This is a genomic window from Companilactobacillus sp. (genome assembly GCF_022484265.1).
Lineage (GTDB): Bacteria > Bacillota > Bacilli > Lactobacillales > Lactobacillaceae > Companilactobacillus.
In genome coordinates, this window is sequence record NZ_JAKVLR010000001.1 from 1,818,594 (window position 1) to 1,842,080 (window position 23,487).

At 38.7% G+C, this 23,487-nt stretch carries 29 protein-coding genes and 1 pseudogene; 21 read left to right on the plus strand and 9 right to left on the minus strand.

The window, feature by feature from the left end; translation table 11 throughout:
* Window positions 1-3 precede the first annotated feature (3 nt).
* Together LKF16_RS08640 and LKF16_RS08645 are read left to right on the plus strand one after the other, a co-directional pair.
* Window positions 4-1,368 carry a sugar porter family MFS transporter gene (locus LKF16_RS08640; protein ID WP_291470556.1) on the plus strand — a complete coding sequence of 455 codons (1,365 nt, stop codon included), beginning with the start codon at window positions 4-6 and terminating at the stop codon, window positions 1,366-1,368.
* The gene (locus LKF16_RS08645) at window positions 1,361-1,789 is read left to right on the plus strand and encodes an RbsD/FucU family protein (protein ID WP_291470558.1); all 429 of its coding nucleotides are present in this window, start codon (window positions 1,361-1,363) and stop codon (window positions 1,787-1,789) included. Before LKF16_RS08640 ends, LKF16_RS08645 begins: the two co-directional genes overlap by 8 nt.
* Window positions 1,790-2,294: 505 nt before the next feature.
* On the opposite strand, the gene LKF16_RS08650 is transcribed toward LKF16_RS08645, so the two are convergent.
* Both LKF16_RS08650 and LKF16_RS08655 read right to left on the minus strand, forming a co-directional pair.
* Window positions 2,295-2,954, minus strand: coding sequence for a histidine phosphatase family protein (locus LKF16_RS08650; protein ID WP_291470560.1), 660 nt, complete (start codon window positions 2,952-2,954; stop codon window positions 2,295-2,297).
* Between the two features lie 72 nt (window positions 2,955-3,026).
* Window positions 3,027-3,680 (minus strand): histidine phosphatase family protein, encoded by a 654-nt coding sequence (locus tag LKF16_RS08655; protein WP_291470562.1) that lies wholly within the window; start codon window positions 3,678-3,680, stop codon window positions 3,027-3,029.
* Between the two features lie 224 nt (window positions 3,681-3,904).
* Here LKF16_RS08655 and folB point away from each other — a divergent pair, with 224 nt between their 5' ends.
* From folB to LKF16_RS08710, 11 genes and pseudogenes are all read left to right on the plus strand, one after another.
* Complete coding sequence (gene folB, locus LKF16_RS08660) at window positions 3,905-4,270, plus strand: dihydroneopterin aldolase (RefSeq protein ID WP_291470564.1); 366 nt, start codon at window positions 3,905-3,907, stop codon at window positions 4,268-4,270.
* On the plus strand, window positions 4,270-4,755 hold the full coding sequence (gene folK / locus LKF16_RS08665) for a 2-amino-4-hydroxy-6-hydroxymethyldihydropteridine diphosphokinase (RefSeq protein WP_291470566.1): 486 nt from the start codon (window positions 4,270-4,272) through the stop codon (window positions 4,753-4,755). Before folB ends, folK begins: the two co-directional genes overlap by 1 nt.
* A 12-nt stretch (window positions 4,756-4,767) precedes the next feature.
* The gene (folE, locus tag LKF16_RS08670) at window positions 4,768-5,340 is read left to right on the plus strand and encodes a GTP cyclohydrolase I FolE (protein ID WP_291470568.1); all 573 of its coding nucleotides are present in this window, start codon (window positions 4,768-4,770) and stop codon (window positions 5,338-5,340) included.
* An 11-nt stretch (window positions 5,341-5,351) separates the two neighbouring features.
* Entirely contained in the window at window positions 5,352-6,686 is a 1,335-nt protein-coding gene (locus LKF16_RS08675) for a bifunctional folylpolyglutamate synthase/dihydrofolate synthase (RefSeq protein ID WP_291470570.1), read from the plus strand.
* A 4-nt stretch (window positions 6,687-6,690) separates the two neighbouring features.
* A complete protein-coding gene (locus LKF16_RS08680) occupies window positions 6,691-7,287 on the plus strand; it encodes a non-canonical purine NTP pyrophosphatase (protein WP_291470572.1) in 597 nt (198 codons plus the stop codon).
* Entirely contained in the window at window positions 7,288-8,442 is a 1,155-nt protein-coding gene (gene folP / locus LKF16_RS08685) for a dihydropteroate synthase (RefSeq protein WP_291470573.1), read from the plus strand.
* A 58-nt stretch (window positions 8,443-8,500) separates the two neighbouring features.
* The gene (locus LKF16_RS08690) at window positions 8,501-9,121 is read left to right on the plus strand and encodes an NAD(P)-dependent oxidoreductase (protein WP_291470575.1); all 621 of its coding nucleotides are present in this window, start codon (window positions 8,501-8,503) and stop codon (window positions 9,119-9,121) included.
* Between the two features lie 8 nt (window positions 9,122-9,129).
* Entirely contained in the window at window positions 9,130-9,576 is a 447-nt protein-coding gene (locus tag LKF16_RS08695) for a flavodoxin domain-containing protein (RefSeq protein ID WP_291470577.1), read from the plus strand.
* A gap of 112 nt (window positions 9,577-9,688) precedes the next feature.
* Window positions 9,689-9,955 (plus strand): hypothetical protein, encoded by a 267-nt coding sequence (locus LKF16_RS08700; RefSeq protein WP_291470579.1) that lies wholly within the window; start codon window positions 9,689-9,691, stop codon window positions 9,953-9,955.
* A 404-nt stretch (window positions 9,956-10,359) separates the two neighbouring features.
* A pseudogene (locus tag LKF16_RS13125) lies at window positions 10,360-10,494 on the plus strand (sunset domain-containing protein); the annotation flags it as partial.
* Window positions 10,494-11,339: a DNA/RNA non-specific endonuclease gene (locus LKF16_RS08710; RefSeq protein WP_291470583.1), complete on the plus strand. Its 846-nt coding sequence runs from the start codon at window positions 10,494-10,496 to the stop codon at window positions 11,337-11,339. The pseudogene LKF16_RS13125 and the gene LKF16_RS08710, both read left to right, overlap by 1 nt.
* A gap of 44 nt (window positions 11,340-11,383) precedes the next feature.
* Here LKF16_RS08710 and LKF16_RS08715 read toward each other — a convergent pair whose 3' ends face one another.
* A complete protein-coding gene (locus LKF16_RS08715; protein WP_291470585.1) occupies window positions 11,384-11,743 on the minus strand; it encodes a winged helix-turn-helix transcriptional regulator in 360 nt (119 codons plus the stop codon).
* 136 nt (window positions 11,744-11,879) lie between these two features.
* On the opposite strand from LKF16_RS08715, the gene LKF16_RS08720 reads away from it, so the two are divergent.
* The gene (locus LKF16_RS08720; protein WP_291470587.1) at window positions 11,880-12,608 is read left to right on the plus strand and encodes an SDR family oxidoreductase; all 729 of its coding nucleotides are present in this window, start codon (window positions 11,880-11,882) and stop codon (window positions 12,606-12,608) included.
* A gap of 30 nt (window positions 12,609-12,638) precedes the next feature.
* Here LKF16_RS08720 and LKF16_RS08725 read toward each other — a convergent pair whose 3' ends face one another.
* On the minus strand, window positions 12,639-13,544 hold the full coding sequence (locus LKF16_RS08725; RefSeq protein WP_291470589.1) for a proline-specific peptidase family protein: 906 nt from the start codon (window positions 13,542-13,544) through the stop codon (window positions 12,639-12,641).
* Between the two features lie 174 nt (window positions 13,545-13,718).
* Between LKF16_RS08725 and LKF16_RS08730 the strand changes: the two genes are divergently transcribed.
* Both LKF16_RS08730 and LKF16_RS08735 read left to right on the plus strand, forming a co-directional pair.
* Complete coding sequence (locus LKF16_RS08730; protein ID WP_291470591.1) at window positions 13,719-15,038, plus strand: NEAT domain-containing protein; 1,320 nt, start codon at window positions 13,719-13,721, stop codon at window positions 15,036-15,038.
* 188 nt (window positions 15,039-15,226) lie between these two features.
* On the plus strand, window positions 15,227-15,484 hold the full coding sequence (locus LKF16_RS08735; protein WP_291470593.1) for a type II toxin-antitoxin system HicB family antitoxin: 258 nt from the start codon (window positions 15,227-15,229) through the stop codon (window positions 15,482-15,484).
* A gap of 42 nt (window positions 15,485-15,526) precedes the next feature.
* On the opposite strand, the gene LKF16_RS08740 is transcribed toward LKF16_RS08735, so the two are convergent.
* On the minus strand, window positions 15,527-16,279 hold the full coding sequence (locus LKF16_RS08740; protein ID WP_291470595.1) for a winged helix-turn-helix transcriptional regulator: 753 nt from the start codon (window positions 16,277-16,279) through the stop codon (window positions 15,527-15,529).
* 294 nt (window positions 16,280-16,573) lie between these two features.
* Here LKF16_RS08740 and LKF16_RS08745 point away from each other — a divergent pair, with 294 nt between their 5' ends.
* The 5 genes from LKF16_RS08745 to phoU all read left to right on the plus strand — a co-directional run bounded on the left by LKF16_RS08745 (window position 16,574) and on the right by phoU (window position 20,960).
* Complete coding sequence (locus tag LKF16_RS08745; protein WP_291470597.1) at window positions 16,574-17,479, plus strand: phosphate ABC transporter substrate-binding protein; 906 nt, start codon at window positions 16,574-16,576, stop codon at window positions 17,477-17,479.
* Window positions 17,480-17,637: 158 nt separating this feature from the next.
* Window positions 17,638-18,504 (plus strand): phosphate ABC transporter permease subunit PstC, encoded by an 867-nt coding sequence (pstC, locus tag LKF16_RS08750; RefSeq protein WP_434735181.1) that lies wholly within the window; start codon window positions 17,638-17,640, stop codon window positions 18,502-18,504.
* A complete protein-coding gene (gene pstA / locus LKF16_RS08755) occupies window positions 18,501-19,388 on the plus strand; it encodes a phosphate ABC transporter permease PstA (protein ID WP_291470600.1) in 888 nt (295 codons plus the stop codon). Before pstC ends, pstA begins: the two co-directional genes overlap by 4 nt.
* Window positions 19,389-19,394: 6 nt before the next feature.
* Window positions 19,395-20,189: a phosphate ABC transporter ATP-binding protein PstB gene (gene pstB / locus LKF16_RS08760; protein ID WP_291470602.1), complete on the plus strand. Its 795-nt coding sequence runs from the start codon at window positions 19,395-19,397 to the stop codon at window positions 20,187-20,189.
* Window positions 20,190-20,243: 54 nt separating this feature from the next.
* On the plus strand, window positions 20,244-20,960 hold the full coding sequence (gene phoU / locus LKF16_RS08765; RefSeq protein ID WP_291470603.1) for a phosphate signaling complex protein PhoU: 717 nt from the start codon (window positions 20,244-20,246) through the stop codon (window positions 20,958-20,960).
* A gap of 12 nt (window positions 20,961-20,972) precedes the next feature.
* On the opposite strand, the gene LKF16_RS08770 is transcribed toward phoU, so the two are convergent.
* The 4 genes from LKF16_RS08770 to LKF16_RS08785 all read right to left on the minus strand — a co-directional run bounded on the left by LKF16_RS08770 (window position 20,973) and on the right by LKF16_RS08785 (window position 23,487).
* Complete coding sequence (locus LKF16_RS08770) at window positions 20,973-21,119, minus strand: hypothetical protein (RefSeq protein WP_291470605.1); 147 nt, start codon at window positions 21,117-21,119, stop codon at window positions 20,973-20,975.
* A gap of 15 nt (window positions 21,120-21,134) precedes the next feature.
* A complete protein-coding gene (locus LKF16_RS08775; RefSeq protein ID WP_291470607.1) occupies window positions 21,135-21,701 on the minus strand; it encodes a helix-turn-helix domain-containing protein in 567 nt (188 codons plus the stop codon).
* 168 nt (window positions 21,702-21,869) lie between these two features.
* Window positions 21,870-22,652, minus strand: coding sequence for a shikimate kinase (locus tag LKF16_RS08780; protein WP_291470609.1), 783 nt, complete (start codon window positions 22,650-22,652; stop codon window positions 21,870-21,872).
* Window positions 22,645-23,487, minus strand: a complete 843-nt coding sequence (locus LKF16_RS08785) for a prephenate dehydrogenase (protein WP_291470610.1) — start codon at window positions 23,485-23,487, stop codon at window positions 22,645-22,647. The genes LKF16_RS08780 and LKF16_RS08785 overlap by 8 nt, the downstream gene beginning before the upstream one ends.

The window sequence follows — 23,487 nt, forward strand, 5'->3', positions numbered from 1 at the left end:
AATGTGGAAATTAACGAACAAGAAACTACAAAAGTTGATCAGAAACCGAAAACAGCGCCAATAGTTTATATCTTTGCAATTCTGGGTGGATTTGCTGGATTACTCTATGGTTACGATTCAGGTGCGATTTCATTGGCACTCCCTTCAATGACGCCAGAATTCGGTTTAAATGCCACTACAAAAGGATTGGTTGTAAGTTTCCTATTGTTTGGTGCCTTGCCGGCCATTGTAGTGTTTACAGGATTAGAGAAAAAGATTGAAAGACGTAACGTCCTAATTATTGGTGGTCTTGTGTTTATCGTCGGAAGTTTGTTATCGGCGTTTGCCACATCAACTGCTTATATAATGGCTGCTAGATTTATTTTAGGTATTGCAGCTGGTATCGCCAATATGTATGGATTAATTTATCTATCAGAATTAGCTCCAAAGCACATTCGTGGATTGATGTCTTCTCTGTACCAGTTGAGTGTTAACGTTGGTATCCTTATCGCATACGGCGTTGGTGCATACAACTTGGCAAATAATGATTGGAGATGGACATTAGGACTTGGAGTTGTTCCTGCAGCTATTTTTACAATTGGTATGTTCTGCAGTCCTCAAAGTCCACGTTGGCTGATTAGAGATAAGCAAGTTGATAAAGCAAGAAAGATTTTGAAAAAAGTTCGTGTATCCAATACTGAGGTTGAAACAGAAATCTCAGATATTCAAAACAGTTTGAAAACCAAAGAAGCTGGATTGGGTGAACTATTTGGTACATTTAGACCTGTTCTAATGTTGTTATTCGTTCTAACGATTTTCCAAGTATTTACCGGAATTAATGTGGCGGTTTATTATGCACCTGAAATATTCCATAATTTAGGATTAGCAAATGCCGCAATTATTGCTGACTTCGGTGTCGGTGGTGCATTGGTTATTTCAACATTAGTTTCATTACCATTTATTGATCGCTTGGGTCGTAAAAAATTACTTGAGATTAGTCTTGGAGGACAAGTTCTACCAGCCATTGCCCTATGTATTTGGTCAAGTAACGCAACCGTTGCGGTTATCTCGATTTTCCTATACGTATTTATGTTTGGATTTGGACTCGGTCCAGTATTCTGGTCATATGTTCCAGAAATTTTACCTCTTAAAGCAAGAGCTTTGGGAATGGGTGTTATTACCTTTACGCAATACTTACTCAACGCAATCTTTTCATTGATTTTCCCAATTGTACTTGAAGCAATTGGAATCAATATATTCTATTTCTTCGCTGCACTTTCTGCCTTTGCAGTTTGGTACATTCATAAATATGTTCTAGAAACAAAAGGTAAATCACTTGAAGATATTGAATCTTATTGGGAAACAAAAGGAGAAAAGACAAATGCTTAATAACATTCCAAAAGAATTATCACCTGAATTAGTTAAGTGTCTCATGGAGATGGGGCACGGAGATGAGATTTTGATTGCAGACGGTAATTATCCTGCAATGACCAACAGTCAACGAGTAATACGTGCTGATGGAATCGGAGTACCTGCTTTGTTAGAAGGTATCCTCCAATTGATGCCATTAGATTCATATTCTGATTACCAAGCAATATTAATGGAGACTGTTGAAGGAGATCCTAGACCCACCATCTGGGATACCTACAAAAAGGATATTGAAAAAGCTTATCCAGGGTACAACATCAAAACAATTGAAAGACAAAACTTCTACAAGTACTCACGTGATTGCTTTGCAATTATCCAATCTGGAGAAACTGCACTTTATGGGAACTTAATCCTTAAAAAAGGTGTTGTTATTCCAGAATAGTATCTGAAATACCTCTTATTAACGATGTAGCATTTCCCTGAACAAGAAATGTAATGTCAGTATCATATGTATTTATCCCCTAAATATGTATGTTCCCACCAAAAAGGTCCGTCACGATTGTGACGGACCTTTTAAGTTGAACTGTTTTATGAGAATCCAAAACAATTTTTAGACTAGCCATAATTTTTCGCGAACAAAAATTGCATTCCTTATTTAAAATATATTTAGAGAATTTGACTTAACTCTATTTAGACGGAGGACGGTTATTGATGCCCGGCTCAGTAGTGGAGTGATTGTTTGCCGGCGATGACGGCGGCTTACAATCAAATTCAGCTTTGAGATTTTTTCGGGCTTTGAAAAAAGCTCAAAGTGAATTCACTACGTTCCAGACGAAAGGCAATCGATAACCGTCCGGAGTCGGCCCGCATACCGCCTATAAGAAAATTATGTCACGGCTCTCATACCACCACTAAAAAAGTCTGTCACGACAAGCGACAGACTTTTTTTAATTCAACATTTTATTATAGGTTGTCACTTTTCTCTCGCCATCGTCCACTTCCATAATGGTTAAACTGGAATTTCGTGGACTCACTGTGATGTCGAAATTGCCCGCATTGTAGCGGTCAGTGATCGAACGAATCGTTGTTCCGTGCGATACCAAAAGAATCTTATCACCATCTTTTGCGATGTCGTCAATTTGTTTGAAACCTTTGTTAACACGGTTCCAATACTCTTCCGCATTTTCTGCATCGTGGAATGGGTCGGCCTCTTTTAAGTAGTCCTTGCTCTTGTCCATTCCAACTTTAGTAACTAATTCGCCAAAGGTCTCGGCACCATGTGGTTGACCAACGATGAACCAAGTTTCGTGCGAATTGTTCCCCTCGAAGTAACCGTAGAATTCTTCACGGAAAGCTGGAAGTTTATGTGGCGTGATCTTGTCGTGGTTCTTATTTTCGTCGACGATGATCTTGCAAGTGTCGATTGCACGTCTGGCATCTGATGAAAAGGCAGCTGCAAAGTCCACGTCTTTAAGGGCTTCGGCTGCTTGATTTGCTACTTCAACACCATCAGGTGCTAGTGGCGAATCAGACCATCCTTGCATTTTGTCGTAACGATTAAACCAGGTCTTGCCATGTCGTACAAGGTAAACTTGATATTTTGTCATGTTTTCCTCCTAAAATATTTAGAAAAATATTTATTAACTGTAATTATTATAGCAAATCAAACTTTTTAAAAATTAGCCTAGTACCTTATTGTAAGTAGTCACAGAATTGACGCCGTCCTCGCGTTCAAGAATCGTCAAACTGGAATTCTTAGGCGTTTCAGTAACGGCTAATTCTGGTACGTGATACCTTAAAGCTAGAGAGTAGATTGTGGTGCTGTGCGAAACTAATAAGATCTTGTCGCCATCTTTTGCGACCTGGTCTAATTTTTCAAAGCCACGATCCAATCTGCTCCAGAATTCTTCAGAATTTTCTGCATAGTCGAAGGGGTCAGCTTCCTTTAAGAAATTAAACGTTGAATCTAGACCGTATTTGTCGACGATGCCTAAATATGAAGGTGTGCCATGTTTTTGACCGGCTACGAGCCAAGTTTCATATGCGAAACGTCCTTCAAATGATCCGTAGAATTGTTCACGGAATTCAGGGATTTGATGGTGATTTAGGTCGTTTTTGTTGGCATCCATGATGATGTTAGCTGTGTCGACTGCACGACCAGTATTCGTCGAGTAGGCTAGGTTAAAGTCAACGTCTTGAAGTGCTTTAGCAGCTGACTTTGCTACTTCGATCCCTTCTGGCAATAGTGGCGAGTCGCACCAGCCTTGCATCTTGTGTAATTTGTTAAAAAATGTTCGTCCATGTCGTACAAAGTAGATTTGATATTTTGTCATTGTCAATCTCCTTATCAGTATATTAAGTTTACTACATACAAGGGCAGTAGCGGAACCTGTAAAAGATATTGGCTGTAAGAAAACTCTAGATTTCTATTTAATGAAGTCACGTGGTAGAATTTATATACCACTAAATAGGAACTAATCTAGCTGATATAAAAATAATATTCGGATTTTATAAATCATCTATATCAGAATCGACTTTTTGAAAGGGGAAGCTGCATTTGCTAAAAATAAAACTTAATGAGATGCAATTCCATGCTCACATCGGGGTTTACGAAGAGGAGCGCAAAATTGGCCAGGATGTCGTGATCAATATTACCTTGGTTGCTAAACAATACGATCCTCAGAAAATGTTGGAGGATAAATTAGAAAACACGATTAATTATGGTCCGATTTACCGTTCCGTAAAAGAAATTGTTTCACGTCCAGATATCAAGTTGATCGAAACGCTTGCAACGTTAATTTTGACTGATATTACTGAGTCTTATCGTAATCAATTGGACAATGTGATCGTTAGCGTCAAGAAGAAAAACCTACCTATTGATGGCATCATCGATAGTGCCGAAGTGGAAGTGTCGAATAAATAATGCCAGAAACCATTGCTTATGTAGGTATTGGCAGCAACTTGGGGAAATCAGAAGATATTGTTGCTAATGCAATTGCTGATCTGAAAAAGCTGCCAGGAATAAATGAGGTTGTCAGTTCATCTTATTATTTGACCGATCCCGTCGGGGGCGTTGAACAGGACCAATTTATCAATGCGGTCATGCGCGTCAAGACTACCTTAGACGCTGAAGAATTGCTGAAGGTTTTAAACCAGCTAGAGAAAAAGTACAAACGTGTTCGAACTATCCGCTGGGGTCCGCGGACGCTTGATCTAGATATTGAGCTGTTCGGCAATCAAACGATCCATTCAAATGACCTGACAGTACCTCATCAAGAGATGTTTAACCGACTTTTTGTATTAGTGCCGCTACTGGAGATTATCGAACCTGATAATCCATATATAGAATCTATAAATAAAGCGGTCGAAACATTAGCGGGAAGCCAATACATCCAAAAAATTAATTAAGGAAGCACAATTATGAGTCCTGAAAATAAACAGATAATCGAAGACAGCGTTAAGAACATTCTTAAGGCTGTCGGAGACGACCCGAATAGAGAAGGGTTAATCGAAACGCCTGCACGTGTTGCAAGAATGTACGCTGAAGTGTTCAGTTCCTTGGACCAAAAAGAATTTACCGATTCCAAAGTTTTTCATACAACAGATCTAGTCAATGGCGAAAATGTCATTGTCAAAGATATCCCGTTTTATTCAATGTGCGAGCATCATTTATTGCCATTTTTTGGAACAGTCACAGTTGGCTATGAACCTAAAGATGGCAAGATCATTGGTTTGAGCAAGATCCCTAGACTAGTGGACTTTGTTGCTAGAAAACCTAGCGTTCAAGAAAATATCACTAGTCAAATCGGGACTAAGCTCAATGAACTATTGTCGCCACAAGGAGTGGCTGTGATCGTAACTGCTAGACACATGTGCGTTGAAATGCGTGGCGTGCAAAAGACTAACAGTCAAACGACGACTACTTTTTACAGTGGCGTCTTTCGTGACAAGGATAAGAAGATGGAATTTTTACAAGAAGTCAAATATAACTAGGAGATCTTGAAATGACGGACAAAATTCAGTTCGACAAAATAATTTCTGATATACCTACTACTATGAAATACGATGACAACGGTTTGCGGATTCCTTTATTGAGGAAAGTTTTAGATGCATTAGGTTCGCCTGATGAAAAATTTAAAACGATTCACATTTGCGGTACCAATGGTAAGGGATCGACTTCGGCGATGGTCTATGGCTTGCTGCAAGGAGCTGGCTATAAAGTTGGCGTGTTCTCAAGTCCACCAATGTATGACGACCGCGAACAAATTCAGTTTGATCAAGAATTGATTTCTTATGCAGATTTTATCGCTTGTTACCAAGAGCTAAGTCAGGCTTTTGCTAAAGTTGACCTGAGTCAAAACGATATCTCGATTTTTGAAACGTGGTATCTAGTCTCGACGATTTATTTTGCCAAAAAGTCAGCTGATTATGTTGTTTATGAGTGTGGCTTGGGTGGAGAACTCGATGCAACTAATGCCACCAGAAACGTTAAGTACGATATTTTCACCAAGATCGACATGGATCATATGAGAATCTTAGGCTCGACGATTGAAGAGATTGCGACGACGAAATCGAAGATCATTCGTGAAGGTATCAAGGTCGTTAGCTATCCTAAACAGTCGTCAAAAGTTGAACCGATAATTATGCATCAAGCAGACTTGATGAACGCAAAAGTGTTCAATTCTAGCGACAACAACGTTGCTCTAGGTGAAGAACACTTGTCGTATTCGATCATCAGTCTGTATTTTCAAGGACAGCAGATCGATGGGCTTTACTTTAATCTAGGTGGCTTGTATCAGATCACTAACCTGCAAAATGTACTGAATTGGGTCGCAGTTTTTAACGATGATCATAAGCATAAGATCACATTGGATAATGTCAAAAATATTATTCAGACGGTGACGTTGCCTGGTCGAATGGAACTGATCCAAAAGGAGCCGAAGACGTTGATCGATGGGGCTCATAATATCAATGCAATTAATGGGTTAGTCGATACGATCGATCGTTTGCATACTGGTAAAAAATTGATTTTTGTCATGGGATTTTTGGCCGACAAGCAGTATCAAAAGTGCGTCGATCGACTATTGGATCTTCCGGCAACTTTTATTATTACTAGTCCTAAGCATCCTGAACGTGCCTTGCCGGCACCAGAGCTGATGAAAATTTTTAAAAATGATCCCGAAGGTGTTAATGATGACTTGGTTCTAGCTGAATCTATCCCAGATGCTGTTGAACAAGCACGCCAATTACAAAAACAAAGTGGTGCAACAGTTATTTTTGCTGGATCATTTTACTTGATCAACCAGATCAAACCATTATGGGACCAGAACAGAAGGTGAAATTTTGACAAAGTGGTTAATCGCTTCAAATAACAAATATAAAACCATCGATCTCCAAAAAGATTTAGAGTACTTTGACCTAGATGCTGAACAGTACACTGATTTTTTTGAAGCAGTCGAATTTCCTGATGAGAGTACTAATAGTTATAAGGACAATGCTGTCAAAAAGGCGACATTTCTGTCCAACAAGATTTTACGTCCGGTTATCAGCGATGATAGCGGGATCGAAATCCCAGCGTTGCCAAATGATTTAGGTGTGACGACCAAACGGGATCTTCATAAGGACCAAACTAAAAGCGACAATCAAACGCTTTTGGAATTATTAAAGGATATGCCTGACGATAAGCGGCAAGCTAAGATGATAACTTATTTAGCTGCCGTGGATCTTGAAGGACGCGTAATTACTGCCAAGGGAGAAGTGAATGGACTAATTGCTCATGAGGATGTAGGCGATTATTCCAGTGGATTCGATAAGATCTTTTACTTACCAGAATTGCACAAAACGCTAGCACAAATACCTGATGAAAAACGAATACCACTGACTCATCGCGGTCGTGCGGCGCAAAACTTAATTAAACTAATAAAACACGAGGCCGAATAAATGCGTATTCAAGAAATCACTGACACATTAAAGCAAGATGCTAGTTTTAATAGCCAGGCACTTCTCAAAATTGCTCAACAACAAAACTCTTTATTGGTAGAGTTTTCAGATTTAACAGATGACGATGTTTCTAAATTGACCGCTCTGATCAGCCAATTAGACTGTTTCGTTCAAAGCGACTCGCAAAAAGTCCAAGCTCTGATCAGCTTACGAGCATTCCAACAGTTGATCGCTGTCTGGAATAAATTTTTTGCAGAAGACGTTGACCAACTGCAAGCTATCTTTGACCAGCATAAAATGATCTGGAAAACTGGTTCATTCGAATATGACTTGACCAATACTGCGATGATTTATGGCATCATGAATAATACGCCGGATTCTTTTTACGATGGCGGACGCTATCAAGGCAGCACTGCTTTGTTGAACCATGTTGAGGAAATGATCAACAGCGGAGCGGACGTGATCGAAGTCAACGGTCAAACCACTCGTCCAGGATTTACTGAGGTGACGCCTGAAGTCGAAATGGAACGGACGATTCCATTGATCAAGGATATCAAGAAACACTTCCCCGAGGTCAACATCGCGATCGATACTTACAAGTTGCCGGTTATGAAGGCAGCTTTAGATGAAGGCGTATCGATCATTAATGACGTCAATGCTTTCACTGACGACCCTGGCAAACTGGAATTATTAGCTGACAGCAACGCTGGACTATTAACGATGCACAGCAGTCGTGGTCACGAGTATCACAACCTGACCACAGGGATGCACGACTTTTTTGTAAAAAATATTCATGATTTAAATGCCGCTGGAATCGATTCTGATCGAATTGCCATCGATCAAGGTATCGGTTATTCCAAAGTCGTTCACGGCGCGCAAGATTATTCAATGATCAGAAATCTGGACCAGTTTAATGATTTAAAGCGTCCGATGATGGTGGCGATTTCTCGCAAAGGCTTTTTCGGAGACCTACTGGGAATTGCTAAGGACGATCGTTTGCCAATGACTTTAGTGACTGAAGCCGCTATGTATCTTGAAGGTGGTCGAATTCTAAGGGTTCACGACGTTAAGGAGACTCAACAGTTAGTTACATTGCTTGATCAAGTTCAGAATAGTTTCTGGATCAAGGGCGTGGGTAATTCCGCAAATATTTAAATCCGTCGGCAATCTTCACATTTCTTGTGTACACTAATCATGTACAGGAGGTGTGCACATGAAAATTGCTGTTATAGGTGCTAATGGAAAAGAAGGTTCTTTGATCGTTAAAGAAGCTGTGAAACGAGGACATGACGTTACTTCGATCGTCAGATCGGCTGACAAAGCCCAAACTAAAGATTATTTAGTCAGGGATGTCTACGAAATTACTAAAGCAGATGTTGAGCCATTTGACGTCGTTGTTGATGCGTTAGGATTTTTTGGACCTAAAGTTACGGAATATGTTCCGGCTACTAAACATTTGATCGACATTTTATCTGGGACAAAGATACGTTTATTTGTCGTTGGTGGTGCAGGTTCGCTTTACTTAGACGATTCGCATACGACCAAGCTTTATCAACAAAAAGGATTTCCAGATGAAGTTAAACCATTGAGTGAAGAGATGGGTAAGTCGCTAGATGTTTTACGTCAAAGCGATATTAACTGGACATTCATTAGCCCGGCGGCAGATTTTGATGCAAAAGCAGAGCGAACGGGCAAGTATGTCCTTTCCGGCGAAGTTTTGACTTTCGATAACCAGGGTATCAGCAAGATCAGTTATGCTGACTTTGCGATTGCCTTAGTTGACGAGATCGAAAATGCACAACACAACAAAGAACGTATTAGCGTTAGATGGTAGGTTATTAAATGAGTAAAATATTGATTTCATATACAAGTATGACTGGTCATAATGAAAAAATTGCTGAGCACTTAAATCAGTATTTAACAGATAAAGGTGAAGACGTCACGCTTGAGCAATTAGTCGATAGCGATGCTTACAGTTTACCTGACTATGATGCAGTCATCATTGCCACATACACTTATCACGATGGTGAAGTACCTGACGAAGCACAAGATTTTTATGAAGACTTACAGGACGTTGACTTAGACCGGACTAAGTTTGCTGTCGTTGGCTCAAGTTCGAAGGGGCATGTTCACTTTGGACGTGCGGTCGATTACTTCACAATGCAATTGAATTCAAGCAACGGTGAACAAGTTGCCGATTCAGTTAAGATCAATCAAGAACCGGACGAAGACGATTTTAAACGAGTTGACCAATTAGCTGACTACGTAATAAAAAGTTTAAATAAATAGAGCTTGCTGAGCAGGCTCTTTTTTTAATGATTTCAGCGTGACGCTTTTTTTATCAGCTAAAATTTTGTAAGATTAAAGTTGGGTTTAAATCTGTAAAATCGAGGAAAACAAAATGGTAATCGCTTTGATCGTTATTTCCATTTTCTGGGCACTTTTTACAATTATTATCCGGCGTACGGGACGCAAGAACAGCAAACTGTACTTTAAAATTCAATTGGTGTTCTTAATTTTGTTCACGATCGCAGGAATCTCATTGATCAATGATCTTTCCTTTGATACGGGAACAGCAGATCCAACTGAACAGACAACCAAGAAACATCAAGAATCCAATATAATTTCGAATCGCTTCTATGAAGTGATCAACATCGAGGAAAGTTAATGCAAAAATCTTCAATTTCTAAATTCATAAAGGTTATCGGCCCGATTTTTTTAACGATATTTATCGTTATTTTTATGCAGGCCTGCGACAGTGGCGACAACAATACTTCTGGAAGCAATAGCAACGAGATAACTAAGACTCAATATAATGCTGCGAAAAAAGAACACAGTAATCTGGTTGCTACGAACAAAAAGTTGGATCAAGAATTAAAAGATACCAACAAACAACGCCAAGACATCGAATCTCAACAGTCTAACGTTGAAGATCAAGCAGCTCAAGAAGTGATCGATGAACAGGGCGGTTCTCAATCAAATCCTGCCGATAATAATCAATCGACAAATTCAGATGGAACTAACAATGCCGATTCTGGAGATCAGACCATCAGTGGCAATTCATCGCAATACATTATTGGTAATGTTAATTCTCATGTCTATCATTTGCCAGGACAACGAGGGTATACGATGAAATCCAAGAATGCGGTCTACTTTAACTCTGAACAAGAAGCAATCAATGCTGGATATAGGAAGGCTAAACAATAATGAAAAAACGAATTCAAACTATCGTCATTCTGTTTTTAGGATTATTTGTTATCGCTGGAGTAGGAGTCGATAATGTTGCAACTGCTGGCTCTAGCAATGCACAATCTAGTTTTCAGCAAAAAGCTTCGGCTTTGTTGAAGAGCAATAAAAAGCTCAAGAAGCAAATCGAAACTAAGCAAAAAAAGATTGCTGACAATCAAGACTACATTAGTAAGCATCAGACTAGTCAATCTGCTAAGTCAGAAACGACTACTGACAATTCGAGCGACTCTAAGCTAGCTGATTTAAATTACGAAGGAAAACAAGAAATTACCGTCAATAATAACAATCCGCAATTTGATAGTAATGATTTGAGTACAGCAAATGGTCCTTGGCAAAAATATGGTAATTTGGACAATCTAAATCGTGTCACAGCTGCCAATGCATTGTTGAACAAGTCTTTGATGCCAACAGCCAAACGTGAAAGATTGTTCGTAAATCCAACTGGCTGGCACAATAAGAAGACTAGTTCTGGTTGGCTGTATAACCGCAGTCACTTGATCGGTTACCAATTTACAGGTCAAAATAATAATATTAAGAATTTAATGACCGGAACGGCCTCATTGAACAGTCCTGAAATGCAGGCTCACGAAATGGACGTTGCCTATTATTTGAAGGGCAATTCAAATCGTTATGTCCGTTATCGGATCACTCCAATTTTTAGAGGCAATGAACTATTAGCCAGAGGAGTTCAAATGGAGGCTCAATCAGTCGGAAATGATGCCATCCACTTTAACGTCTATATTTTCAATGTTGAAAAAGGCTACAATCTAAATTACAACGATGGTACTAGTACGGTCGGTTAACAAATACAAAAATCCCGCTATTTCAGACGAAATAGCGGGATTTATTATTCATCGCACAGAGTCCGTTCTAACAAACTGTGGTCAATATGGGTGTCGCCCCAAGTACAAATGTCGTCTAAGATGGGGAACAACGATTTTCCATTGTCTGTTAATTGATACTCAACGTGAGGTTGAGCTGTCCCAAAATCGTGGCGGCTGATCAGTCCATCATTTTCTAGTTCACGTAATTGAACCGTAAGCGTCTTATGGGAAACGTCTTGAATGTGTTTTTGAATATCCGCAAATCGAACGTTTTCAGATTCTGCCAGCTGATACATGATCATTATTTTCCACTTACCCTGGATCATTTTCATGGTGGCGTCGAACTCGTTTAAATAGAGTGGTTGAGTTTTTTTCTCCAACATAGTTATACCTCCAATGTTTCTCGTAGTTACCTAAATGTGCGTACTTGTATTGAATTATTACGGCAATTATACTTTAAAACGTTGAAAAAAGCTTTTTAAAAAACATCATTTTAGATAAGTATATAAGAGGTAATTTATGAAAAATTTAGTTGTAATAACAGGTGCAAGTTCCGGCTTTGGTGCTGAAATTGCTAAAATATTCAATGCTGACGGATATCCACTTTTGTTGTTGGGCCGTCGAGAAGAGAAGTTAGCTGAGGTTGCCAAAAACTTTGACAACGTCATGACTGATACGGTCGATGTGACGAACTATGAACAGTTTGAAAAGGCTATTCGTAAGGCTGAAGCAAAATACGGCAAGACAGATCTATTAGTTAATAACGCTGGCGTCATGTTATTGGGAAATGTGCAAAATCAAGACCCTAAAGAGTGGCAAACGATGATGGATACCAATGTTATGGGTGTATTAAATGGTACCCAAATCGTTTTAAACGATATGCGTGAACGTGAACACGGAACAATTTTGAATATGTCATCGATTGCTGGTAAAAAGACTTTCGTTAATCATGCAGCTTATGTGGCTTCTAAATTTGGAGTTCATGGACTATCTGAAACTATCCGTGAAGAAAGTGCTCCCAAGAATGTTCGAATCATGATGGTTGCTCCAGGAGCTGCTGAGACAGAGTTGTTGACGCATGTGACTAGCAAATCAGCTCTAAACGATTATGAAGCTTGGAAAGATACTATGGGCGGAATCACGCTTGACCCTAAGCATGTCGCTGAAACCGTTAAATTCATGTACGATATGCCACAGGAAGTAAATATCCGAGAAGTAGATATCGCTGCTACAAAGCAAGATTCGTAAAAAAAAGCATCCTCAATTTGAGGATGCTTTTTAATCGTTAAAATTATCGTTTTCAACATCTTTAATAAATTTCTTTAGATGTGCGAAGTATACGTCTGGATTATCGATCATGTGATGATGTCCACCGTTTGGGGTTGTTTCCAATCTTGCATGAGGGATTTCCTTTTGCATGATCTTAGCTGTAGAGATTGGCATACTTTCATGTTCTCCAAATGTGATCAAAGTTGGAACAGTGATTTCTTTAAGGTGTTTTCTGAAGTGCCAGTCCTTTAATTTACCAGTGATAACAAACTCGTTGTTACCTTGGAATGCACCGTAAACGTCAGTATCAGTTGTGTCGATCAAATGTCTGATGGCTGTTGGTTGCTTGCGGTCGATATATTGAGCATTAAGAACGTCAACGTAGCTTTGGTAAGTTGCATCATCAAGGTCGTTTTCAGCTTCTTTTTGTTCCATATATTTAACTTTGTCAGGACCGAGAGCATCCATACGACATTTGTTGATATTAACAACGTAGTCGTCAATTTCGTCGACCATGCTTGAAATGATGGCACCCTTAAGGTGTTGGCCATATTTTGCAGCGTACATTTGAACTAGAGCGCCACCCCATGATTGACCAATTAGGTAAAAATTATCTAAGCCTAATTTTTGTCTAACTTCTTCAACTTCTTCTAAAAAGTAGTCGTAAGTCAAATATTTATCGGCAATTTCAGGATCATTGTAATCAGGATGGTCTGAATACCATGAACCTAATTGGTCGTACATTGAAACTTGAACACCTAAATCGGCAAGCTTTTCACCAAAATTTTCCCAGTATTCGTGATTTCCACCGGGTCCACCGTGTAGACAGAGTAATTGGATGTCGCCTTGGCCTTGAGTGTTAGTCCAAAGGTGATAGCCGTTATCTAAAGTAATAATAGTTGTACCTTGCTTCATAAATGTTGCCTCCAAAAAATTGAGTAGTAGTTACAGTATATATCTTCAATTTTTAGTGTCAAAATATATGATGAAATTCATTTCACAAAAACATTTATCAGAATGTATAATTCGATAAGTATGTTTATGAGATATATGATATTATTGACCTATATATATTGAGGGGGCATCACAATGAAGAAAAGCATTGTCAAAATTTTAGCCGTCGGAATGTTGCTCGGGGGGGCAATTGTTCCTGCCACAGTGGCTAATGTCGGACTACCACAAGTGACAACAACACAGACAGCCAAAGCTGCCACAAATGATCAAGCACAAACAATTTCATATAAAGTTTTAAAAACTGGAACTAGTGAATCTTCACTTTCTGCCAAATATTTTACGAACACTGCTAAAGTAACACCTAATGGCGATGGTACTTACAAAGTAACGCTTCAAGTTGAGATCCCATCAATTGCCAGTGTTGATATCCAAACAATGAACGGCAATCCGGTTTCTGATTCAGATACTTATTCAGAAGGTGGAAAGTCTTATAAAGATATCAGCTTTAATGTTAACAAGCTATCCGATTTAGATAATAAAATGAACAGTCAAATGTCTATTAAGGTTTTAGGGTTAGGATTAATGAATCCAACTGCCGACTTTGTCTTTGATACTAGTAGTTTAAAGGACCAACCTGCAGATAAAGATTCTGTTAAAACTGATCCAGCTAAGGATACAAAAACAGATGACGAAACACCGCTTTTGCCTGATGCTGCTAAAGATCCAACTGGTACGATTGCTGGCTCAGACAACTTGCTAGGTACCGCCGATTCCAACAACAGTGGAACAGAAGGTACTAACGTTGTTATTGGAACTCCTGTAACAACATCTGGTTCAACGACAGCGACGGAACAAGATATTCCTTATCAAGTGTTAAAAGCTGATGCATCACAAGGCGAATCAGTCTCAACACAATTTTTTACAGGAACAGCTAAGGTAACTCCAAATGACGATGGAACTTATAAGGTTTCCATGACTATGGTTTATCCAACTTCATTTGGAACTGAACCAGTAACAATCGATTCAATCAATGGCGGTTCGATCACAAGTAAAAATACTTATTCTCAAGGTGACCAAAACTACATGGACTTTACCTTCAACGTCAATAGTCTAAGTGATTTGAACCAATTGGTACCATGTACGATGACAATTGATGTATCAAATCTTGGCTTTAATTCAACTGAGAGCGTCAACTTCAAGTTTAACGCTACATCATCAGGTGTTGCGGGTACTAGCGCTGTAACAACGCCTAGCACTAGCGGAACTGGCGTGTATGGTTCAACCTCAGGTTGGCCAACATCCGGTTCAACAAGTACTCCAAGTTCTTCAACTGGAAATACTACTTTGCCACAAACAGGCAATACGACAAACTCGATTATTTTGACAATCATGGGAGTCGCAGTTGCTTCAATGACAGTAGTTTTGTTTAAGAAGACATCAGGATTCAGAGCTTAATTTTAAAAAAGAGATCTAGTTCATTAATTTGAATTAGGTCTCTTTTACTTTGCAAAAATAAAATGATATTTTAGTTATCTCAAAATCAGAAAAAATATTTTGTGAATTATAGAGGCAACGTTTACACAAATAGTTGTATAAATAATGTGGATGATAAATATATTAATTATATAAATGGAGTGATAACCATGTTAACAAAACTCACATATCCTGCAGTACTAAGCAAAAACCAATATGAAGACCAAATTTTATATAATGTAACTTTTCCTGATATTTCAACCGCCAATACATATGGTACTAATATAAAAGATGCGCGGACTAATGCCGAGACATTGTTAAAAATTTTGATCAGTGATAAAGACAAGCTGCCTGAATCATCAACAATGGTAAAAATTCAGGATAACTATCCTGACAGTATTGTTTCATTAATTACAATTTCAATTTAATGCACAATAAAAGGGACTCAGTAAAATGAGTCCCTTTTATTTTTACATGCTCTCGGCAATTAATGGATATGAATTGTCTAGTATATAGCCGAATCCTCTGACAGTCTTGATCCAAGTGGGATCTTGGGGATTGGTTTCCAATTTGTCTCTTAAATGACTGATATGAATATCAATTATCCGTGAAGAACCAATGGAATCATAACCCCAAACACCTTCTAACAGTTGATCTCGACTGAGGACTTGCCCACGGTGTTTCATTAAATACCAGAGTAAGCTAAATTCTTTGGGCGTCAATCCTAGGTCGACGCCACCATTGGTAACACGATATTGTTTGAAATCAATTTCCAAATTATCGCATTTAACTGAAGCATGGTCACTACGATGTGCGCTGGCGGGGCTAGTAGTGATGCTATCCGCTGAATTATTAGCTCGATTATAAACCCACAATAATTGTTTGAGCCGGGCAACTAACTCAACGTAATCTAAGGGTTCGATCATATAGGCATCGATGTTTAATCCGTAGCAAGAAATTCTCTCGTCATGATTTTCTTCGGGTGCAAAAACCATTATCGGACCATCGATGTTTTTTCTGATTAATTTCATTTCACTCATATATTGTTTTAGTGGGGCAGCAGACAGATCCCAGATCAATCCAGAAACTTCTTCATCCTGGACTAAATCAAGCGTTTTACGAGGATCAGTCATGTTACTGATAAACCAGCCTTGATCATTACAATGGCGGTTAATCTCAATGAATAATGATAGGTTGTTGCTTAACAAAACTAAGGGTTTCATTAATTCATTTCGCCTCCACATAAATAGTTAACATCTCGCTCTGATATCCATTGAAAGTATACCAACTGACATATATATATGTCCTTACAGAACGTCCGTGTTTGCATTGTTATTTGGTATAAAAAAAAACAAAAATATCGGTCAACCTATTTATAAAAATGCCCCATCTTGTAACACAAAATTTACACGTTATTTACAATTGATAAACAATAAATTTACATTCACCAAGTACAGTATAGGCAGACTTAAAGATTAGCTAAGAGCTAATTTAAATATATTAAGGGGTCCTAGTTTATGAAAAAGAGAAATATTTTCTCAACTTTATTGATGTTAGGTGCTGTAGGTGCTGTTTTAACTGGTTGTGGTTCTAACAATGCTTCATCTACAAACACAAATGGAAGTTCAAGTGCCAGCGAACATGCTGGTAAAGTTACCGCTGTTGGTTCAACAGCTCTTCAACCATTGGTTGAAAAGGCTGCTGGTCAATTCCAAAACGATAACAAGAAGATCAGTATCACTGTTCAAGGTGGAGGTTCTGGTACAGGATTGAGCCAAGTTCAAGACGGTGCCGTTCAAATCGGTGATTCTGATATCTTTGCTGAATCTAAGCAAGGAATCGATGCAAGTAAACTTGAAGACCACAAGGTAGCTGTAGTTGGTATGGCACCGGTTGTTAACAAAGACGCTGGCGTTGAAAATGTTTCAATGGCTCAATTAAAAGACATCTTTACAGGAAAGATCACTAACTGGAAAGAAGTCGGCGGTAAAGACGAAAAGATCACAGTTGTTAACCGTGCTGAAGGTTCAGGTACACGTGCAACATTTGAAGATGCCGTTCTTAAAGGTGACAAGGCTGTTAAGTCACAAGAACAAGATTCAAACGGTACTGTTCAAAAGATTGTTTCATCAACACCAGGTGCTATCAGTTATCTAGCATTCTCATATTTGAACGATTCAGTTAAACCATTGTCAATTGACAAGGTAAAGCCAACTGATGAAAATGTTGAATCAAACAAGTGGAAGATCTGGTCATACGAACACATGTATACAAAGGGCAAAGCAAAGACTGCTACTGCTGACTTCTTGAAGTACATGGATTCTAAAGACGTCCAAGACAACTTGGTTAAGAAAATGGGTTACATCAGCATTCATAATATGAAAGTTCAAAAGGATTCAAAAGGTAACGTTACTAACAAGTAATTAATACCTTTTCTATAATTTAAAACTTTGACCGAATTAGGGGGAGATTTTGTCAAACTAATTGGTTGAAGTTTTTTTTTGTTAATTTTTGGAGGATTTAAATGAAAGAGATTCAAAACAGGTTGCTACAAAAGTCAAAAGCAACCCGTGAAGATCATATGGGCCGTGCAATTTGTTATTTTTGCATTGGTTTGATCATTGCTCTTGTGGTATGTATTTTGTACTTTATCACGTCACGGGGAATAGCAACCTTTACACAAAATCATGTTAATGTTTGGGGATTTTTAACAGGTTCTGATTGGAATCCGGGAGCAGTCGATGCTCATGGAAATCCCGAAGTTGGAGCATTGCCAATGATCGTTACATCTTTTGCGGTAACGATACTATCAGCTTTATTGGCAACTCCATTTGCTCTAGGAATGGCTATCTTTATGTCAGAAATTGCTGGTAAAAAGGGTACGAAGTTCTTGCAACCAGTAATTGAATTGTTAGTCGGTATCCCATCAGTTGTCTATGGTTTTATTGGACTGACTGTGGTGGTACCAATCATTAGAAAAGTATTTGGCGGTACTGGATTTGGTATTTTAGCCGGTACGATCGTACTTTTTGTAATGGTATTACCAACTATCACATCATTGTCTGTTGATAGTTTAAAAGCTGTACCATTAAGTTATCGTCAAGCTTCTTTAGCACTAGGTGCTAATCGCTGGCAAACAATTTACAAAGTTATTTTGAGAACCGCCGCACCTGGTATTTTGACAGCTGTCATCTTTGGTATGGCTCGTGCCTTCGGTGAAGCTTTAGCTGTTCAAATGGTTATCGGAAATGCCATTTTGATGCCTAAAGGCTTAGTTTCACCTGCATCGACTTTGACTAGTAAATTAACCACTGATGTTGGAAATACAGTTATGGGGACTTTGCCTAACAACGCACTTTGGTCATTGGCCTTGATTCTCTTGTTCATGTCACTATTTTTCAACTTGCTAGTTAGATTTATTGGTAAGAAAGGCAGTATTAAAAAATGAATCCAAAACGTACAAATAATATCGCAACAGGAATCATTTATGCTCTAGTTGGCATTGTTGTTTTAATCCTGTTATTTCTTATTGGCTATATCTTATTTAACGGTGTGCCAAATATCTCGTGGAGATTTTTAACATCGCCAGCACAGGCATTTAGCGCCGGTGGTGGTATCAGAGATCAGCTTTTTAATTCCTTGTATCTCTTAGTATTAACATTGTTAATATCATTTCCAATTGCTCTAGGCTCAGGTATTTATTTAGCTGAATACGCAGCGGACAACTGGGTAACGCATTTGATCAGAACGACCATCGAAGTATTGAGTTCATTACCTTCCGTGGTTGTCGGTCTGTTCGGATACTTGTTCTTAGTTATTCAACTAAAACTTAGTTTCTCGATCCTTTCTGGAGCAATTGCCTTAACATTCTTCAACTTGCCATTATTGACAAGAAGTATTGAAGAATCATTGAGTAGTGTTTCTGATTTGCAAAAACAAGCTGGTATGTCATTAGGATTATCAGATTGGAGAACTATTACGAGAATTATCTTGCCAGTAGCGTTACCAGGTATTTTAACTGGTGTTATCTTGAGTGCTGGTCGTGTATTCGGTGAAGCTGCTGCCTTGATCTATACGGCGGGACAAAGTGCACCTTCAGTTGACTATGGAAACTGGAACATTTTCGATCCAGCAAGTTTCTTAAATCCAATGCGCCCAGCCGAAACCTTAGCTGTTCACATTTGGAAAGTTAATACTGAAAGTGTTACTCCAGATGCTCACTTGATCTCAAGTGCATCATCTGCGGTTTTGATCATCGTTATTTTAGTATTCAACCTGGGAGCCAGATTCATTGGAAATTGGCTTTACAAGAAGATGACGGCTACGAGGTAAATAATTATGAAAACATATGATTTAACAGAACATAAGATTGTACCTATTAAAGATGAAATCGAAATTTCGTCAGACAACTTACAAGTTTATTACGGTAACAGTCACGCGATTTTTGATGCTACGTTGCAATTTCCTAAAAATCAAATCACTTCTTTGATTGGAGCATCAGGATCGGGTAAGTCAACGTATTTACGTTGTTTAAATCGAATGAACGATAAAATTGCCCGCGTTGAAGGAAAAATTATGTACGAAGGTACTGATTTGAATTCTTCGAAGGTCAATGTTTACGAAGTTCGAAAAGAAATTGGCATGGTGTTTCAAATGCCTAATCCATTTGCTAAGTCGATTCGAGAGAATATTCTCTTTGGATTAAAAAGCAATGGGATCAAAGATAAAAACATTTTAGAAGAACGTTTAGAAACTAGCTTAAAAGAAGCTGCTTTGTGGGATGAAGTTAAAGATGAGCTCGATAAGAGTGCTTTGGCTTTGTCAGGTGGACAAGCACAACGTTTATGTATTGCAAGATCAATTGCAATGAGACCTAAAGTCTTATTATTGGATGAACCTGCTAGTGCACTAGATCCAATCTCAACTTCAAAAATTGAGGACACGTTGACCGAACTGAAGGAAAAATACACCATCATTATTGTTACGCATAACATGTCTCAAGCTACACGTATCAGTAATTACACAGCCTTTTTCCACTTAGGCCACATTGTCGAATACGATAAGACCAAGAATATTTTTATGAATCCGTCAATGCCGGCGACATCTGATTATATTTCAGGTGCGTTTGGTTAAAATTCGACGATACAGGTCACGTCAATAGGCGGATCCTGAACCGGAGGACACAATATGCGAAAGCTTTTTTCAAGCGAACTAAACCAGCTGCATGACCAATTTATGCAGATGGGCATTAATACGAGCGAGCAAATTTATCAAGCAACTAAGGCATTTACGATGCATGATAATAATTTAGCTAAGGAAGTAATCGAAAATGATCAGAACACGAATGGAGAGGAAGTACACCTCGAAAAAGAGGCTTTTGATTTCATTGCGTTACAACAACCTGTGGCAACAGATCTACGAATTATCATGGTTATTTTAAAAGCTAGTTCTGACTTGGAACGAATCGGCGATCATGCCGTCAGTATTGCTCAAGAAACAATTCGGGGGGAGTCCGATCGACGTTTACCGATCGTAGAAAAAAATATCGCTGATATGACTGCACAAATTAGGACGATGCTCGAACAGGCGTTGGATTCATATGTCAGAAATGACGTGGAATTAGCTCGTTCAGTTGCCAAAGAAGATCTCAAGGTGGATAAGTCATACATCTTAACGAGATCATTGGTAACTGATTCGATCCAAGATGGCTATGTTACGGCGCACATGGGTTCTAGTTATTTAATGGTCGATCGAATGTTAGAAAGAATCGGCGACCATATCGTAAATTTGGCCGAATGGACAGTTTACGTTGCAACCGGGGAAATGGTTGAGCTTAATCAGGGCAAACATAATGGGGATATGCTTGAAGAAATGATGAGACAAGCTCACCATGGTACAAAATAAAAGACGAAACCGTCAGGCTTCGTCTTTTTTTATTTTCTGTTCCTCTTTTACATCAAAATGAATGATTTGTTCCATTGATTCTTTATTGACGATGCTTCCTAGCATCTTGGAAATCTGGCTGTATTGTCGCATTAAGTAGTCCTTATCCTCTAAGCCCATAATGATCCTCCGATATTATAAGACGTGTAGAACAAAGTGGAAAATTAGCCAAATGATCAGTAATCCTAATGCCAGACCGATCACGAGGCCAATCAATGTCTGAACGATGGTCTGTTTTTTCGAACGGGTGACTGGCTGGCTTGGCTTTCCGTTAACGTAGTCGACCACCTGACGAAATGTCTTGAGATTTGCTGAATTGATGACTTTTGAAAAATAATAAATCATAACTAGTCCCAAGACAGTCGTGGCGCCAACTAATAATGACCCTAAAGATACTGACCATTTCAACACTAATAAACAGAGATAGGTTAGGATGATAACACTGATTGAACCGATGGCTAATAATCTAATCTGTGTTTGTTTGATTTCATTTTTCATTAGCGGGAGGTCCTCCTTAACTAGATTATCTAAGGAGACTGCAAAAATATCAGACAGCATCACCAAACTATTGATGTCAGGATAAGTTCGGTCATTTTCCCAATTTGAAATAGTCTGGCGGCTAACGTGAAGTTTCACGCTTAAATCGTCCTGACTAAAATTTTTCATTTGGCGAAGGGTGGATATTCTTTTTCCAATATTCATTGTTCGTCTCCTCAACTCTATTAAGGACTATGGGCGTTAAATTATCTGCCAAAAGTCTTTTACATGCAAAAAATATAACGGCGTAATAACTGTTAGCTTTAGTATATCTGTTCATGAATGCAAAAAGAACTCGAATAACCTGAATACAGGGAATTCGAGTTCTTTAATTTAGCCAATCATTTTCTTTTCTTTATCGATTGCAGTTGATGTAAGTAAGTCGACTAGTTCATCGATCAATTCATCAGAAACATTCGGGTTATGACTGAATTCGTCTTTTAATTCCAAACGAATCTGATCCATTCGATCGTTTTGAACCACTGACATGCCAGTTTGCTTCTTGACGTTAGCTACTTCTTTGACAACGTTAACTCGTTCAGAAATTAGATGTAGAATTTGACGATCAAGACTGTCGATCTGACTGCGTAATGAAACTAGTGAATTGTCTGGTAAAGCCAACATATTAGTCAGTTCGCTGACAATCTTATGTGGCTCTTTGCCATTAGTCATGATCACTGAATCCGCCGCCTCATTGTAGAGTGGCTGACGAAATTCCCAGCGGTCGAGCAATTCTTTCATTGATAGCTGGCGCAATAGGGGACGGTCAGTATCTGAGGATAAACGTTGTAAGACAGTCGCAAAGTCAGCTTGTAAAAAGATGACCGTTGCATCGCTATTTTCAATGATCTTACGATTTACGTCAGATTCAATTATTCCACCGCCAGTGCTAATAACACCAGGGCTTTGCAGTCTATTTTCTAAAACCTTCGTTTCCATTTCACGAAAGCCACTTTCGCCGTGAGCCTCCATAAAATCGCTGATCGAAGATCCAGTTTCTTTCACGAATTCATCATCTAAATCTAAAAATTTTTGATTAGTAGCTTGAGCGAGCTGCTGTCCAACGGTAGTTTTACCAGCGCCCATGAAGCCAATTAGCATAACAGTGTCAGCCATTTTTAGACTCACCTACCTTTTTTCTAATTTCTTGAGCTTTTGATATTTTCTTATTTAATGATTCAGTATCGCCGTTTTCTAAGTCATGACGATAGTCTGATAGTGTATTGATCATGTCATCTAATCCTTCAAGGATCTGTTGCTTGTTTGACATGATGATATCTGTCCAAAGACTTGGGTTAGATTTTGCGATACGGGTAGTGTCTGAAAAGCCACCTGCAACGCGATTTTGCCAATTAAGTTTGTTTTCTGGCAACATTTTATCGACCGAGTCAGTTAGGGCATAGGCCACTAGATGTGGCAAAGCACTAATTGCTGCAGTCAAATAGTCATGTTCTTTAGCTGATAATTGTTGAAAATCAGAACCTAAAGGAGCTAATAGTTTTTCAACTTTAGCTGCTAGCGAGTCATCGCCAATCAAGAAAAATGGCGTACCCTTGAACATATTTTTATCACGACCGACGATACCTTTACGCTCGGTACCGATCATTGGATGTCCACCAATAAAGTTATTTAAACCAGCTGCGGCTTGGAGAATTTCTCCCTTGGTCGAGCCAATGTCCATGATGATCGTATCGGGATTCAAATGTAATTGTTTTAAAGTATTGATTTGTTTAATGATCACTGAAACAGGTGTGCAAAGTATGATTAAATCAGCATCTTTGACTGTTTCAGCATCCAAATGTCCAATTTCATTAACTACATTTTCAGATAAAGCAATTTGGGTTGTAGATGGATTATCATCTATTCCAACTACATAATAATTGTTGCTTTCTAATTGCTCGGCTAAAGAACTACCCATTGAGCCAAGTCCGTCTACGATTACTTTTGTCAT